11 protein-coding genes are annotated in these 15,945 nt (G+C 37.2%); 4 read left to right on the top strand and 7 right to left on the bottom strand.

The window, feature by feature from the left end; all coding sequences use genetic code 11:
* Window positions 1–30: 30 nt before the first annotated feature.
* On the bottom strand, window positions 31–1,137 hold the full coding sequence (locus AC806_RS02435; protein WP_069028714.1) for an IS4-like element ISTeha5 family transposase: 1,107 nt from the start codon (window positions 1,135–1,137) through the stop codon (window positions 31–33).
* Window positions 1,138–1,516: 379 nt separating this feature from the next.
* Here AC806_RS02435 and AC806_RS12160 point away from each other — a divergent pair, with 379 nt between their 5' ends.
* From AC806_RS12160 to AC806_RS02420, 3 genes are all read left to right on the top strand, one after another.
* Complete coding sequence (locus AC806_RS12160; protein WP_014123896.1) at window positions 1,517–1,876, top strand: divalent metal cation transporter; 360 nt, start codon at window positions 1,517–1,519, stop codon at window positions 1,874–1,876.
* 2 nt (window positions 1,877–1,878) lie between these two features.
* Window positions 1,879–2,760, top strand: a complete 882-nt coding sequence (locus tag AC806_RS02425) for an NRAMP family divalent metal transporter (RefSeq protein WP_081497481.1) — start codon at window positions 1,879–1,881, stop codon at window positions 2,758–2,760.
* A 243-nt stretch (window positions 2,761–3,003) separates the two neighbouring features.
* Window positions 3,004–5,223, top strand: a complete 2,220-nt coding sequence (locus AC806_RS02420; RefSeq protein WP_069028713.1) for a glycoside hydrolase family 3 C-terminal domain-containing protein — start codon at window positions 3,004–3,006, stop codon at window positions 5,221–5,223.
* A 299-nt stretch (window positions 5,224–5,522) separates the two neighbouring features.
* On the opposite strand, the gene tkt is transcribed toward AC806_RS02420, so the two are convergent.
* Complete coding sequence (gene tkt, locus AC806_RS02415) at window positions 5,523–7,223, bottom strand: transketolase (protein WP_014123892.1); 1,701 nt, start codon at window positions 7,221–7,223, stop codon at window positions 5,523–5,525.
* Between the two features lie 78 nt (window positions 7,224–7,301).
* Here tkt and AC806_RS02410 point away from each other — a divergent pair, with 78 nt between their 5' ends.
* Window positions 7,302–8,534 carry a mechanosensitive ion channel gene (locus tag AC806_RS02410; RefSeq protein ID WP_069028712.1) on the top strand — a complete coding sequence of 411 codons (1,233 nt, stop codon included), beginning with the start codon at window positions 7,302–7,304 and terminating at the stop codon, window positions 8,532–8,534.
* Between the two features lie 222 nt (window positions 8,535–8,756).
* Here the strand turns inward: AC806_RS02410 and AC806_RS02405 are convergent, their stop codons facing one another.
* The 5 genes from AC806_RS02405 to AC806_RS02385 all read right to left on the bottom strand — a co-directional run bounded on the left by AC806_RS02405 (window position 8,757) and on the right by AC806_RS02385 (window position 15,820).
* Window positions 8,757–10,322, bottom strand: coding sequence for a hydantoinase/oxoprolinase N-terminal domain-containing protein (locus AC806_RS02405; protein WP_069028711.1), 1,566 nt, complete (start codon window positions 10,320–10,322; stop codon window positions 8,757–8,759).
* Window positions 10,322–11,416, bottom strand: a complete 1,095-nt coding sequence (locus tag AC806_RS02400; RefSeq protein WP_069028710.1) for a DUF917 domain-containing protein — start codon at window positions 11,414–11,416, stop codon at window positions 10,322–10,324. The genes AC806_RS02405 and AC806_RS02400 overlap by 1 nt, the downstream gene beginning before the upstream one ends.
* Window positions 11,417–11,450: 34 nt before the next feature.
* Complete coding sequence (locus AC806_RS02395; protein ID WP_069028709.1) at window positions 11,451–12,719, bottom strand: cytosine permease; 1,269 nt, start codon at window positions 12,717–12,719, stop codon at window positions 11,451–11,453.
* 134 nt (window positions 12,720–12,853) lie between these two features.
* Window positions 12,854–14,425: a PucR family transcriptional regulator gene (locus tag AC806_RS02390; protein WP_069028708.1), complete on the bottom strand. Its 1,572-nt coding sequence runs from the start codon at window positions 14,423–14,425 to the stop codon at window positions 12,854–12,856.
* 420 nt (window positions 14,426–14,845) lie between these two features.
* The gene (locus AC806_RS02385; RefSeq protein WP_069028707.1) at window positions 14,846–15,820 is read right to left on the bottom strand and encodes a tRNA dihydrouridine synthase; all 975 of its coding nucleotides are present in this window, start codon (window positions 15,818–15,820) and stop codon (window positions 14,846–14,848) included.
* Window positions 15,821–15,945: the final 125 nt, after the last annotated feature.

The raw sequence follows: 15,945 nt of genomic DNA, 5'->3' as shown, positions 1-15,945 counted from the left end.
ACTATTGCAACAACGACAAATGCTATTTCGTCACGTAGGAACGAGCAACACCCATAATTCTTCAAAAGGTTGAAAAAGCAAGTGTTTCAATAGACGCTTGATTTGAAAAGGAGATTTCTTACTTCCTGTCTCCACTTTGAGTAAATACGTCAGTAGACTGGCAATCATGGCGAGAATGATTTGATTGCTTACCCCTTTTTCACTGTGGGAAAATAGCTTTTTTATCGTCATATGTTGCTTGATGTGCTTAAAAAATAGTTCAATTTGCCAACGAGCTTTGTACATGTCGGCCACTTCTTGGGCGGTCACATCAAAACGGTTAGTGACAAAACGTAATTGTTTTCCCTTTTCATCCTGAATCGTCACTAAGCGAAACGGGGAGGTTAAATAAACCTGCGTACCTAACACCACCATTTGGTCACGCAAAATGTTTTTACTCTGAGAAGTATCATAAGTTTCTCTGACATGGATTTTGGTGTTTTTCTTCACTCTTGTGACGAAAAAATAGCCATCGGCTTCCATTTCATCCAGTCGCTCGTAATCAATATAACCACGGTCAAAGATATAGGTCGCTTCCGGTTGATTGACAAAAACTTCTAAGTGATTGTCATCATGTTCAACCGCATTCGTGACTTCAAACTGATCCGGATACAAGTGTTCTTTATCCATAAAACAAAGTTTTAAGTGAAGCTTGATCCCCGCTTTGGTTGAGCGAAAGTCCGCCCAAGGATATCGAGTGGTATTTAACGGAAAGGTAGAAGAATCCACGAGATAGAGCGCATTTCGTTTAGTCACCGGTGTTTTTGACCGTGCTTTTTCCAGTAACTGTGCGAAAATCGCCCACAAAATTTCGTCATCCATCTGGGCGAGCTCACGGGAAAGCTGCGAATGGCTGATGGCATCTAACGCCATGGTCTGTTGTAGATCAGGGGAAACAAATGCCGTATCCATTTCACGTAAACTTTCACACTCATGATCGATGCCATAGAGAAACACCTTCAAAAAGTGTTCAAAAGCAAATTTTTTATGATACTTGTCGGCTTGAAAAATTTTCTCACGAATAGAAAAAGGTAATTTTTTGAAATTTATGTTCGAAAACCATTTATTAAAAGCTGAAATTGTTTTATACTTATCCATATTAAGTTCCTTTGTATTGGTCTTGGATAAGTCATCCAAGCTCAGTATAAAGGATTTTTTTATGAATGAAAATAGTGTGAAACATAAAGAGCTAATTTAAAATGTTTCATGCACCACTAGTGTTAGTTGTTATATTATATTTTTTCTAAACTAAAAGTTGAAAATTAGTAAGCAACTGAAAAATAAAGTTCATTATTAAACTACGGCTTTATTTTAAGCTTATTAAAAGCAAATATTTAACTATCAAAATTCCTTGAATTAGGTTAAAATATACTCACCCCAAAAAGGGGAAATGTATGGTAACTGTTATAGAAAACTAATTTTTTCAAAATGTTGAAAAGTAGGCAGACAAGTATATAACTTTTAGGGGTGGGTAAAAATGGGTCAAAAGAAAAAGCACAAGAAAAGTTTGGCAGAAAAGTTGAAAGGTATGGGACCAGCAGCCATAGTAACCAGCGCCTTTGTTGGCCCTGGTACTATTACAACAACAACACTGGCCGGTGTTAATTTTAAATATTCATTATTATGGGCAATCCTTTTTTCTGGCTTGTCTCTGGTAGTTTTAATGGAAATGGCTGGAAGAATTGGTATTATTTCAAATCATGATATAGCTGAAGCAGCAACTGCGAGTTTTTCAAATAAAAAGCTAGCAGGAATCATCATCAAAAGTGTCATTGTTGTTACCTTATTTGCTACAGCTTTTGGACTTGAAGCAGGAAATCTTATCGCGGATCATTAGGAATAGCTGATAGCGCGAATTTTCCACAATGGCTCTCAGCTCTTATTCTTGGAGTAGCTGCATTTTATGCCGTGGCTGTTGGAACTGCCAAAACGCTTGAAAAATTGATGTCTTTCTTCGTTAGTCTGATGGGCTTTATCTTTATACTTACTATGATACTGGTTGGCCCCAACTACATTGAAGTGTTCAATGGTTTTATTCCAACAAATATCCCAGAAGGTTCAGGCGTAAACATTATTGCACTGATTGGTACGACTTTGATTGGTATTAATATATTGATGCATGCCACAACCACTGCAGAAAAGTGGCAAGGCTCTGAGCATTTAGAAGATGCTAATTTCGATATTTATTTTAATGTTGGCATAGGTACAATTATTACATTTGCTATTGTTATTACAAGCGGAACGGTTTTATACGGGAGTGGAACCACTGTAGATACACCACTTGTATTTTCACAAATGTTGGAACCCGTATTAGGAAGTTATGCTAAAATCATTGGAAATGTAGGAATTGCAGCCGCTGGGTTATCATCGGCGATCGCTACACCGCTTATTTTAAAGACCGTTCTGGCTCGACTGTTTCGTTGGGAAGCTAATGGCACGAAAGCACGAATAACAGGAGGCTCAGCTGTTATTTTCGGCTCGATATTTGCGGCGATCGGCACAAATCCAACCCAAATGATTGTATTTGCTTCTGCAATTAGCGGTCTATTTTTACCTATCGTAGCTATTTTGATTATGATTGCCGCAAATAATAAGAAACTGTTACAAGAGTATAGAAATAACATATTTCAAAACATTCTTGGTGGAATCGCAACGCTGATTACACTTGCTCTTGGTATTAATAGCTTGCTTAATTTCTTTGAAAATTTAACTAGCTTATAGTGCTTAACAAGCGCATGTTTGCTGACATCTACCAATGAACTGTAAAATAAAGTAGAGCTTTTCTATTGTTTATAAATTGTTTAAAAGAAGGGCGTTTAAACAAAAGCACCCTTCTTTTTACATGCGCTAAACAAACAACTGTTAAAAGAATATTTAAAAATAAGTCCTACTTTTTTGTTAAAAATACAAAAAAGCATTACGATAATATTGTAGTAAGAAACTTTAAAAAAGGAGACAAATAATATGAACCAGGATCCAGAAAAATTACTAGAACAATTATCCTTGGAAGAAAAAGCTTCTCTTGTATCCGGGACTGATTTTTGGTATACCACAGCTATTGAATGCTTGGATATTCCATCTCTCAATTTAACTGATGGCCCTGCCGGGTTGAGAAAACAAGCAGGCGACAGCGACGCCCTTGGTTTAAATAAAAGTGTAGAAGCCATCAATTTTCCGGCAGCCAACTTAATCGCTTGCTCTTTTGACCGGAAGGCGTTACAAGAATTAGGGGAACGCTTAGGTAATGCAGCCCAATCAGAAGATGTATCCATCCTGCTAGGTCCAGGAATCAACATTAAGCGTAGCCCTCTGGCTGGACGCAATTTTGAGTTTTTTTCTGAAGACCCTTATTTAACAGGTGAATTAGGCGCAGCTTATGTCAAAGGGGTTCAAAATAAAGGGGTTGGCGTGAGTCTGAAACATTTTGTGGCAAATAACCGAGAAAATCAACGTTTTACCGTTTCATCAAATATCGAAGAACGACCTCTGCGTGAAATTTATCTACATGCTTTTGAAACAATCGTTAAAGATGCTCATCCTTATACCATTATGTGTTCTTATAATCCTTTAAATGGCGTTTTAAATGCCCAGAACCGTACGTTATTGACAGATATTTTGCGAAATGAATGGGGCTTTGATGGTATAGTTTTATCTGATTGGGGTGCAGTCGCAGATTCAGCCGCCTCCGTGCAAGCAGGTATGGATCTAGAAATGCCAGGAAAAGGAAAAGCATCACAACAAGCAGTAGTTGAAGCCGTTCAAAACAATCAACTTGCTGTTGAAGATCTAGATAACTCTGTCTTACGTATACTAAAGCTTATTCAACAGCTGACAGATAACGCGCAGACGGATCCCTCTTATGACAAAGAAAAACAACATGAGCTAGCACGTGTATTGGCATCTAACAGCATGGTTTTATTGAAAAATGACGAACAAGTATTGCCGATAAAAGAGGACGATTCACTATTAGTTGTCGGAGAACTAGCCGATAACCCTCGCTCACAAGGCGGTGGCAGTTCACATGTCAATGCTTATAAAGTTTCTTCTCCCTTAGAAAATATCCAAAGCGGTCATAGCAACGTTCATTTTGAACAGGGCTATCACTTAGACCAAACAGCGGATAAAAATTTATCAAGCAAAGCTTTGGAAGCTGCCAAAAAAGCAGACAAAGTAGTATTATTCGCAGGTTTTCCTGAATCCCTTGAATCTGAAGGCTTTGACAAAGATTCTCTCTTGTTGCCAGAAAACCAAAATCGCTTAATTCAAGAAATCAGCCAAGTCAATGACAATGTCGTTGTCGTTTTACAAAATGGCTCTGTAGTTGCAATGCCTTGGATTCATCAGGTAAAAGCCATTTTAGAAACTTATTTAGCAGGTGAAACAGTAGGCGAAGCCACTTGGGATGTGCTTAAAGGTACTGTTAATCCTTCAGGCAAATTGGCCGAAACTTTTCCACAACGCGTGGAAGATAATCCGACAGCCTTGACTTTCAATGCAAGCACGATTGATGAAAACTACCGTGAAGGACTTTTTGTAGGTTATCGTTATTATGACAAGAAAAAATTAGCACCATTATTCCCATTTGGTCACGGCTTAAGTTATACGACATTTGCTTACCAAGATTTAACTGTTGAAGAAAAAGAAAATAACTTTATCTTAACTGTAACATTATCTAACACCGGTAAAGTAGCCGGAAGCGAAGTTGTACAAGTGTATATTTCAAACCAAACAAGTAATATCGAAAAACCAGAAAAAGAATTGAAGCAATTTGAAAAAGTTTATCTAGAACCCAACGAAACAAAAAAAGTTAAGATAGTATTAGATGATAATGCCTTTATGTGGTATAACGTCGACAAAAAAGACTGGCAAATCGATGATGGCTCTTATCTTGTCCAAGTGGGTTCCTCTTCTGCAGATATCCGGCTCACACAAGAAGTAACCATTCAAAAAGGAACAAAAACGCATCCTGAAGTAACCTCAGATACTTATATCGCTGATATTATGAAACGTGATGATTTAAAAGATTTGATCGCTACAACAGAGTTTGGAAAAACACTGAATAATTTAATTGGCGATGATTCCAATAGCAAAATGTTAGAAAACATACCGTTGCGCGCAGCCGAAATGATGGGCTTTTCGCCAGCACAAGTGAAAGCATTTATTGATAAAGCAAATGAGAAATAGAGTTTTGAGAATCATCTGTGTATAAATAACCCCGTCGATTGGCTAGTTTAGTCAATCGACGGGGTTTATTTGTAAACAAGTCTTTTTTGAACAAAATTACTCTTAATCGTCTAAAACGAATTTTTCCACTGATCCCGACCCGGCGATGAATACATCATAACCAGCGGCTACTGCTAAACGTGCCAATGTTGTACCCAATTTCCCTTCGCCTAAAATTTCTATTGAAAAATAAAAACAGATTCCTAGCACTAAAATTTGCTAGAAAACTGTTTTTATTCACACTACCATTATTTTATATACTATTTTCCCTTATTTCTTTCCACCATTTTCAACACTTCATCTACAATATAATCAACTGTAAAACCATAATCATTTAATAAATCATCTGCTGGTGCTGATTTTCCAAATTTATTTACGCCAAGTGAGATACCATCTGTACCAACGTATTGTGACCAGCCAATTGTAGAACCTAGTTCAATAGATGCTTTATTAACAATACTTGAAGGAACCACTGATTCTTTATACTCCTTCGTTTGTTTGTCAAACAGTTCCCAACTTGGTAAAGATACAACATTTACTTTAAAATCCGATAATTTTTCTTTAGCCTTAAGTGCCATTTCCACTTCAGAACCAGTAGCAATCAAAATAACGTCTGGTTTATCTGAAGCTTTTGATAAAACATATCCACCCTTTTCAGCACCTTTAAAATCAACATTATCTAAAACAGGTACATCATGTCTACCTAACGATAAAAGGTAAGGATTGTCTTTTGACTCTATTGCTAATTTCCAACCAACCAGGGTTTCGTTTGCATCTGCAGGTCGATAAACAACCAAATTAGGCATTGCCCTTAAAGAAATGAGGTGTTCAACTGGTTGGTGCGTTGGTCCGTCTTGTCCAACATGTAAGCTATCATGTGTCATCAAATACGTTGCCGGAATATTCATAACAGAGGATAAACGAATCGCTGGTCTCATATAATCAGAAAAAATTAAAAACGTACCACAATAACCCCTTACTCCACCGTGTAATGTAATTCCATTTGTTATTGCAGCCATAGAAAATTCTCGTATACCAAAATGAAGGTTAGGACCTATATGTTCTTTTTCATTCATAAATGGATAGTTATCAATAGTCGTTTTATTTGAAGAAGCCAGGTCAGCAGATCCCCCAATAAGTTTAGGAAATTCGTGATATAACCTATTTAATACTTTTCCTGAGGCAGCTCTTGTAGCCATCTTATCATCTTCAAAAGGCTTCCAAACTTCTTTACTGATAGAAATTTCATTAGAGATAAATCCTTCTAGCTCTTTTCCTAAATCTGGATATGCTTCTTTATATTCTTCAAAAAGTTTATGCCAGTTCTTTTCAGTTTCTTCTCCTTTTTCGATCACTTCATTAAAATCAGTTTTTATTTCTTTTGGAACAAAAAAGTCATCATAATCCCAAGTAAACGATTCTTTTATATGTTGAGCTTCTTTTGCACCCACTGGATTACTATGAATCTTTTCTGTCCCTTGTAAGGTCGAACCAAAACCAATAATCGTTTTTACTTCAATTAACGTTGGCTTATTTTCCTTTTCTTGCGCTTTTTTTATTGCTCGGGATATCTCTTCTAAATTATTTCCATCTTCTACCAAAATCGTTTGCCAATTCATAGCGCTAAATTTTTCTTGTTTATTTTCTCGTGATGATTCCTCTAACGGACCATCTGAAGTAATATCATTCGAATCATATAGTACAATTAGTTTTCCTAACCCCAGATTTCCAGCAATCGCTGCAGCTTCCATAGCAACGCCTTCTTCTAAGTCCCCATCTCCACAAATCGTATAAGTATAATGGTCAACAACATTAAAGCGATCTCGATTGAACCGTTCTCTCAAGTGTGTTTCAGCTATAGCGAAGCCAACCGTCATTGCGAAGCCTTGTCCTAAGGGTCCAGTGGTAGCTTCTACTCCTTCAGTTTGGAATACTTCTGGATGGCCTGGCGAAAAATTCATAAGATTTGTGCATTTTTACTCGGTACGTTATGATAAAAAGGTATAGTAATTTAATTATTTTGAAAGAGGAGTGAAGTTATGGATACTGGTATTACTGCTTTAGACAATTTACTAGCATCATTACCAGCAATCGTCGCTGGAATTGTATTACTGATAGTCGCATGGATTGTTGCTTCTATCTTAAAAAACATCCTAGCAAAAGGACTTAAAAAAGTTGGTTTTAGTCGTTTGCTTACAAAATGGGGAATGGCCAAATCAGAAGAAAATGCCAATTCTGCCATTGATAGCTTAGCCAAAGTGGTTTATTACATTGTTTGGCTAGTCTTCTTGCCGGGTATATTTGAAAGTTTTGGTGTCCCTGCAATTGGACGTCCAATTCAAACAATGTTAGACACAGCACTGGCTTACTTACCTAATATCTTTGGTGCTATTATTATCTTAGTTATTGGTACAATAGTTGCACGTTTTGTAAGAAGCGTAGTTTACAACTTATCTGTTGCTGCAAACATCGATTCTTATGTAGCTAAATTCTTAGGTACTAATGAAGAAGATCAAGAAGTTGAAGAAAAGAAAGATACATTAGCTTCTGCTTTAGGCGGAATTACTTATTTCTTGATTATTATTCCAATTGCGTTGATTGCACTAGAAACATTGAACATCAACACAATTGCTGAACCGATTAGTTCAGTTCTAAATACCATTTTAGCTGCTATTCCGCATATTGTGGTAGCTGCAGTATTACTTGGCGTTGGTTTAGTTCTTGCAAAATTCTCTGGTCAAGTTGTTGGAGACTTGCTTAAAGGTACTGGAATTAACAAATATTCTAAGACCATCGAAGACAACACAAATATGTCATTTGACTTAGCTAAATTATCTGGTCAAATCGTTTCATTTGTTGTTGGTTTACTATTCTTTGTTGAAGCGTTGAATGCACTACAATTGGATATCTTAAACATGGTAGGTTCAGCAATCATCGCTTATATTCCTAACCTAATCATTGCTGCAATTATCCTAGTTGCCGTATTTGTCGGTGGCGATTTTGTTGGCAATGCAATCAGCAAAGCAACAAAAAGTGGCTTAGCTGGTGCAATCTTTAAATTTGCCCTAATTATCTTTGGTATCTTTATGGCATTAGAACAATTAGACTTTGCAACTGCTATTGTACAACAAGCATTTGTATTGATCTTAGGTGCCGCAGCTGTCGCATTTGCCATTGCATTTGGTATCGGCGGACGTGATTTTGCGAAAAGACAATTAGACAAAGCAGACCAAAAAATTGATTCTGAAAAAGATAATTCAGACAACTCTTAAAACTCGTCTTAAGAGTTTTAAATTGGTTGATTAAAAGTTAACCACAAATGTTAAGTAGTTATTTACTTAATGTTTGTGGTTTTTTATTGAGTAAAAGCTAGTCAACAATAACCCATTACATTATTGAGGAAGCTTCATCTTCTTACTCAACATTACAGATAAAAATCTTTTATTATAAAAAGTTGTAGATACTCACAGTTTCAGAGAGCATCTACAACTTTTTTACCTATTCTGTACTAGATCTCCTACAACTTTCACCCGCAAGCGTGTCGCGTTATCTGGATGATAAGCAAGTGGAATTTCTTCGACTTCTACCAGTTCAATGGTACCTTCAATAGCTCCTGCTTTCATCGCTTGGTCATCTGCTTTTTCTCGAGCATCTTGCATGGCTTGTTCTCTTGCGATTTGCGAATAAATATAAATTTGTTCATATTGGCCCCCAATTTGCGAGATCGAAGCTCCGATCGCATTAGCAACCGCTCCTTTTTCATCGCGAATGATCTCTTTTACGCCATTTAATTCTTGTGGGATAATTACACTTCCTCCACCTACAAGGATTAAGGTTACATCACCAGCGCTGGTTTTCATTCGATCAATAGCTTCTTCTGTCATCGCGCCGATTTTTGCGTAAGCTTTTTCAGCAAAAACAGTATCGATATGTGCAACATTTGCCGGTTCTCCAATTTCAATTTTTCCTAAGCGAACCGCAATATCGGTAGCAGTTAAAGTATCACCACCAAAAACCATCGCTTTATCTACTAATTGATAACCCACGCTATCTGGTCCCACAGTCACATCATCATCTGCTGTTTGACGTACAATAGAGCCTCCTCCCAAGCCAATCGATACGATATCAGGCATCCGAAAATTGGTACGTACACCTCCCACATCGACCGCAACAGAAGATTCGCGAGGAAATCCATCGGTAATTACACCAATATCAGAAGTTGTTCCGCCAACGTCTAATACAATAGCATTTTCTAAATCTGCTAAATAAGAGGCCCCACGAATACTGTTGGTCGGACCACAGGCAATAGTCAAAATGGGAAATTCCCGTGCATAATCAATGGACATTAATGTTCCATCATTTTGACAGAGGTAAACTTCGGCATCTGAAACGCCTTCTTGTAGCAAAGCTTTTTCAAAGCCATCACTTGTTGTACGCATCACTTTAAATAAAGCGGCGTTTAAAATAGTTGCATTCTCTCTTTCAATCAATCCCACAGAGCCAATTGTAGAAGATAGAGAAACTGGAATACTTTCTCCTAAAATCTCTTGGGCTAATTCTCTTACGTAGAATTCTTGCTCATTTTTTAAAGAAGAGAATACTCCTATAACAGCAATTGATTCAACTTTTCCTTTCCAACTTGTTAAAATATCACGTATTTCTTGTTCATCAAAACTTGAAAGATTTCTTCCGTCAAATTCATAACCACCTTTAGCAAAAGCGTAAGTTTTAGATAGTTGCTGCACGATTGTATCAGGCCAAGCAGTAAAAGGAGCAACAGAAGCAGTTGCTGGATAACCTAAGCGGAGCACACCTACTTTAGCTAATTTTTTTCGTTCTACAATGGCATTTGTACACTGAGTTGTTCCTAACATCGCATGAGTTACCGCTGCTTTATTAATTTTTGATTCTTTAAGTACTAAATGTAATGCTTGAAAAATACCACTTTCGATGTCTTCGGTTGTAGGATATTTGACACTATGAATCAGCTTTAAGTTTTCATCTAAAATAACAGCGTCTGTATTTGTTCCACCAACATCAATACCGATTTTATATTCCATTATTGACCTCGCTCCTTTCTTACTAATTCTTCAACAGGGTCATAGTCATAATCATAACCAAAATAACGGGGCCCTACTGTTTCAATCCCTTTTGCACTACGCCACTGCTTGTTACATGGTAAAGCTAGTAGTCGCACACGTTTTCCGTATTTTAGACTTTCTGTAGTTACTGGAGTCAAAGTTTCCAAATCTACTAAACAAATAAGATCTGGCGTTAATACCAAAGGATGTCCATTTTTTAAGGCAATCAAATTTTCATTTTGGATATATACATTAACTTCTTCATCTGTATATTCAGCTAGACCTTCAATAATCACTTTTCCTCGGTTAAAGCCTCCTTCAGTTCCTCTTAATACATCGACTATTTTTCCAGTAAACAAATCATAGCCACCCGTAATGTCTAACACCTTTTGTAATTTAACTTGATTATCTTTTTCTTTAGAACGAATGATGCGACCTAGTTTCTCTGAAAGAGAAACAATATTAGCTATTCCAGAACGTTTGAGTTCAGTTCCTGAAGAAGGATAATTACTAATCAAGGTACTTGCACCCATTTCCACCGTAGCTGTTCGCGCTAGGCGTTCAGCCCAAACATTATCCACTGTTTCAATAATGCCAATATTTCCCTTCTCATCTGTTATTGCCATAGGTGTAGAAGAAACACCGTTTAAATGAAAAGTGACCATTTGTAGTTCTGGAAAAGCTCGTCCCATACCATCACAATCAATCAAAGGTAAACCTAATTGAGCGGCTACAATGATAGGAATCATGGAATTTACTCCACCAGCTTCCATTGGAAATACTCCTTTAATTTCACTTCCTAAGTACTTCTCCAATTTTTGAAATACACGGACAAATTCATCTCCTTTAGGAAATTTTTCCACTAAAACACTAGGTGCTCCCATCATAGCAGCTGGTGCGTACATTGCATTTTCGTCAATTTCATCAGGAGAAACTAGATGAGCCGGACCGTATTCATTAATCGCTGAAAGAGCCATCATTTTACCAATATACGGATCGCCGCCACCACCAGTTCCTAACAAAGCTGCACCCACTGCAATGTTTTCAATAGCTTCTGCATCAATTTTGTACATAATTTTTCCTCCAATGTTTCTAAAATTCTATTGTTTAATCATCAAGATTTCTTTTCACAGCTTTTTTCTCTATAAATTGATAACCCGCATAATAAATAACAAATGAGATAACGACACCAATCAATGGTTGATTAAGTAATTGCGGTGCATTAGGGAAAAATTCCAAAATAACCGGTAATGCCGCCACTGCAGCACCAATAAACCAAGAAATTACGCCTAACCAATGAATCTTAGGAATCTCATACCAACTTGCAGGATTTCCTTTTTGAATAATCCAATACGAAGCAATCATCACACCAGCAACAGGCGGAATCATCGCAGATAACACATTCATAATAGGAACAAAATAGTCCAGAATACCTATCGCAGCAAGGATAGTTCCCATACCACCCGCAGCTGCGACAGCAATCGTTTGTTTTTCTTTAGCTACGTTAAACACATTTACAATAGCAATTCCACCAGAAAATGCATTCACAGCATTCGTTGTCCAAGTAGCCAAAAGCATAGCGATCACTCCGATTACAGGCAACCCTAATTGAGTAAATACTGAGATAATATCTGCAGTCTCAGAAGTTACACCAAAAATCGCACCTGCCGCAATCATCAAAATTCCTGCGGGCAGAACACCGATAATTGAAGCTTTAGCTACACCTGAACGTTTACGAACATATTGCGAATAATCCCCTGCAATAATAGCTCCTAAAGCAAATGAACCAATTGTCACCGAGACGCCTGTTAGAAAAGGCATATGTGTTTCAGGTTGATAGTTTACAATCGCTGTCCAGCCACCGCCAGTCACCGAAATAACGATAGCATAAAGAATAACAACTAATAAAAAAGGTACTGCAATATAATTTAACCAACTAAGTAATTTAATACCAAAGATCGCAGATAATAACATTACGATCCCCCAAAATAAACTCGAAATCCACACAGGCAATCCAATATCATATAATGCCAAAAATTGTGAAAACGCCACACCTGCGACATTGGCTTGTAACCCGAACCAACCCAAACAAGAAATGGCTAAGATAATAGCAATAATTTTTTGAGCACCCTGTTCACCAAAAACTTGGGAAGCCACTTGAACAGTTGGCTTTCTTAAATCTGAACTTTGAATACCTTGGAAAATCATTCCAATAACAATAACACCGTAACCTACCAAAGCTGTTAAAATTGCTCTCCAAAAAGACATTCCAGCAATTAAAGTACCACCAAGTAATAACCCTGGCACACTAATCATAGAACCAATCCAAATAAAAGCTAAACTTTGCCAAGTCTGTTCTTCTTTGTTGTCTTGCATAAAAAGCCCCCCATTTCCCTCAATTTTTTTGAGAATACCTGCTATTATACGTAAAAAGGGGAGCTTTGTATTTATCTTAAACTAAAAATAAACAAGAGATGTTTTGTCAATATCGACAAAAATCATCTCTTGATCTATCTTTTTTCTGTATTTTTTAATAAACGCCAGATGGCAATAGCACGGTAATAAGTTAAACTCTCAGGTAATTTAGTTACGGAATAATGCACCAACTCGTTGATTCTTTTGATTCGATATTTGATTGTATTCATGTGTACATATAGTAATTTACCCGCTTTAGCATAGTGACTTTGTGCATCTAGTAAGAAAACAGCTAAGGTATCTAGCAATTCGGGCTGTTTTATTAATGGCTGCAACGGCCCTAGTGCTTGATGAATGGATTTTTCTCCTTCAGCGATCCTCTTTTCGCACTCTGCTACAAACTGAAAGTGTAGCTGCGTAAACATCCTTTGTTTAGGATACAAAAATTTCGCCTGCTCAAAGTATTCTTTCATTTTGCTATAAGCAGCCTGTACATCACTGGTTGTACCCATGCCTAAATATTGCACAATGGTATGACAAATCCCTTCTTGCTGTAGCTTTTTAGATACTTCAAAGGCAATCATATCAAAACCTTCATTGGTTTTTCCTTCATCCATAAATACCGCAATTATCTGTTCAAACAATTCTACGAGTAAAACGTTAAAGTGTGAAGTCATTTCTTCTTTTAATTGCCGCATTACTATTGCTTGTAAAGTAGGCTCTTCTACATGAACAAACCACACGTTGGAAATATTTCCCACGTCTATATGTAAAACAGCGCCTAATCGACGCATCTTGACACTTTCGTCATTCAAAATCGCTTTGACCAGTTCTTGTGTGTTGACTGCTTCATAATTTTGACCCCATAAGTTCATAAAGATTTGCACCACTTCCGCGGCTTGTTCCACCATATTTTCAGTTAATGGTTGATTTTCCTTAAACATATAAAACTGGATAGCTTCCATCCCACTATGAAAAATCGTTCGCTTCACAGCAGAAACAGTTTCTATCGATTGAATGTTAGTACCTGTTGTTTGTTTAACCATATAAGACAGATCCAAAGTACTAATACTTGGCCAAGTACCTGCATTAATAATTTGGCCTCGCATATCCGTTAATACAATAGAACTATGTGTTCGATCGGTTAACATTTTTAACATCGTATCTGCGTTACGCTGGTTGGCAGGAAGTTTAGAAATTTGTTCCACCATTTGATTAGAAAAACTTGTTTCGACCATTTCTTGTTTGACAATAGCTTCTACCACTTCATAAATAACTTCACTATAACGTAAAGAAGGCTCTCCTTCTGGCATCACAATCAGTGGAAAGTTTAATTTATTACACGTATCCAGTAAACGTTGGTCTATTTCTGGAATAAAAACACCTACATAATAAAGAATTAAGCCTATTTCTCCTTCACGTTGCAAATGTTGGATCATTTCTACTTGAGCATCAATGTCATGAGAAATTGTCATTAGCCCACTAATAACAATCTCACTTCCGTATTTATCTTCTTGATTAAATAATTCTTCCCTTAATTTGGCAACATTTGATTGCTCTAATACTGTAATAGAAGATACTTGCCTTTTTAGACCGTCTACACCTGCAACTACTTCTGCTTCTCTTAAAGAAGGTAAGTTTAAGAGACTTTTAAACTCCACACTCATCTATTTCCCCTCCCTTTTGCTTGCTTTGTCCGTTATTGTAGCATTAGCTTAAGATAAAGTCATGAATAAATTGTCTAACAATTCAAAATTTTTTCAATAGAACAGGGAGTAAAATACGAATTTGCTCCCTGTGATTGAAAAGACAGGGAGTGTTTTTTCATTTTTTTCCCTGAGATTGCAAAGATAGGGAGCGTTTCGTTTATACACTCCCTGTTATTAAGGATAAAATGGAAATAAGTAAAAAAATCAAACAAAAATCAGAAAAGATAGGGAATGAAATGCTAATTCACTCCCCATGATTGCAAAGATAGGGGGTACTTTTTCGTTTTGCTCCCTGAGATTGTAAAGATAGGGAGCGTTTTTCCATTTCTCTACCTGTCTTTTAGATAAAAAAAGACGCTCCTAAATAGAAGCGTCTCATTAACTTGCGATAGAAGTATTTTGAAAAAAGTTAGCCAAAGTTTCGCGTATTTCATCCGTTGTTTCTGTTTGCATCAATTCAGCTCGCAAATCGCTAGCGCCCGGAAAGCCTTTAATATAAATTTTAAAGAAACGACGTAAGCCAGCAACAGGGCGAGGAACAGTTTCACTATAATAGTCTTGTAAATCAAGTTGCAAGCGCAACAAATCAATATATTCTTGCACACTGTGTTCTTTAGGCTGTGTTTCGAAAGCAAAAGGATTGTTAAAAACGCCACGACCTATCATAACGCCGTCCACGCCATATTTTTCCACGAGTTCTAACCCTGTTTGGCGATCAGGGATATCTCCATTAATTGTAATCAAAGTTTGCGGCGCAATCCGATCACGAATCGCTACAATCTGTGGAATCATATCCCAATGAGCATCTGCCTTACTCATCTCTTTACGTGTTCGCAGATGAATCGATAAATTCACGATATCTTGTTCTAATAAATGGGTGATCCATTCTTCCATTTCATCCATTTGCTCATAGCCGATCCGTGTTTTCACACTAACCGGTAAGTCGCCAGCTTTGGCTGCATCAATCAACTCAGTAGCGACTTCTGGTCGTAAAATCAGACCACTACCTTTCCCGCGTCTTACCACATTACGAACCGGACACCCCATGTTAATATCAACACCACTAAAGCCCATTTCGGCTAAACCAAGACTCATCTCACGGAAATATTCAGGTTTATCTCCCCAAATATGTGCCACGATCGGTTTTTCATCTTCAGTAAAAGTCAGGCGACCTTGGACACTTTGCCTACCATCCGGGTGACAATAGCTATCCGAGTTGGTAAACTCAGTAAAATAAACATCCGGCGCACCAGCTTCTTTTATCACATGACGAAAAGCGACATCTGTCACATCTTCCATCGGCGCTAAAATAAAAAAGGGCTTCGGTAATTCTGCCCAAAAATTCTTAGTCATTTATAAACTCTCCTAATTTATGTATTCCATTTCTATTCAAAACAAAGTTATTATACTAGTAATGACAAAATGGTGCAAAAAGTAAGTTTGTTCTCTTTTAGAATTTTTAAATTGCCCAGAACTTG

It is taken from the genome of Tetragenococcus halophilus, assembly GCF_001712815.1.
GTDB classification, from domain to species: domain Bacteria; phylum Bacillota; class Bacilli; order Lactobacillales; family Enterococcaceae; genus Tetragenococcus; species Tetragenococcus halophilus.
Note: the sequence above shows the minus strand (reverse complement) of the source record. Positions and strands in the feature narration are given on the sequence as shown.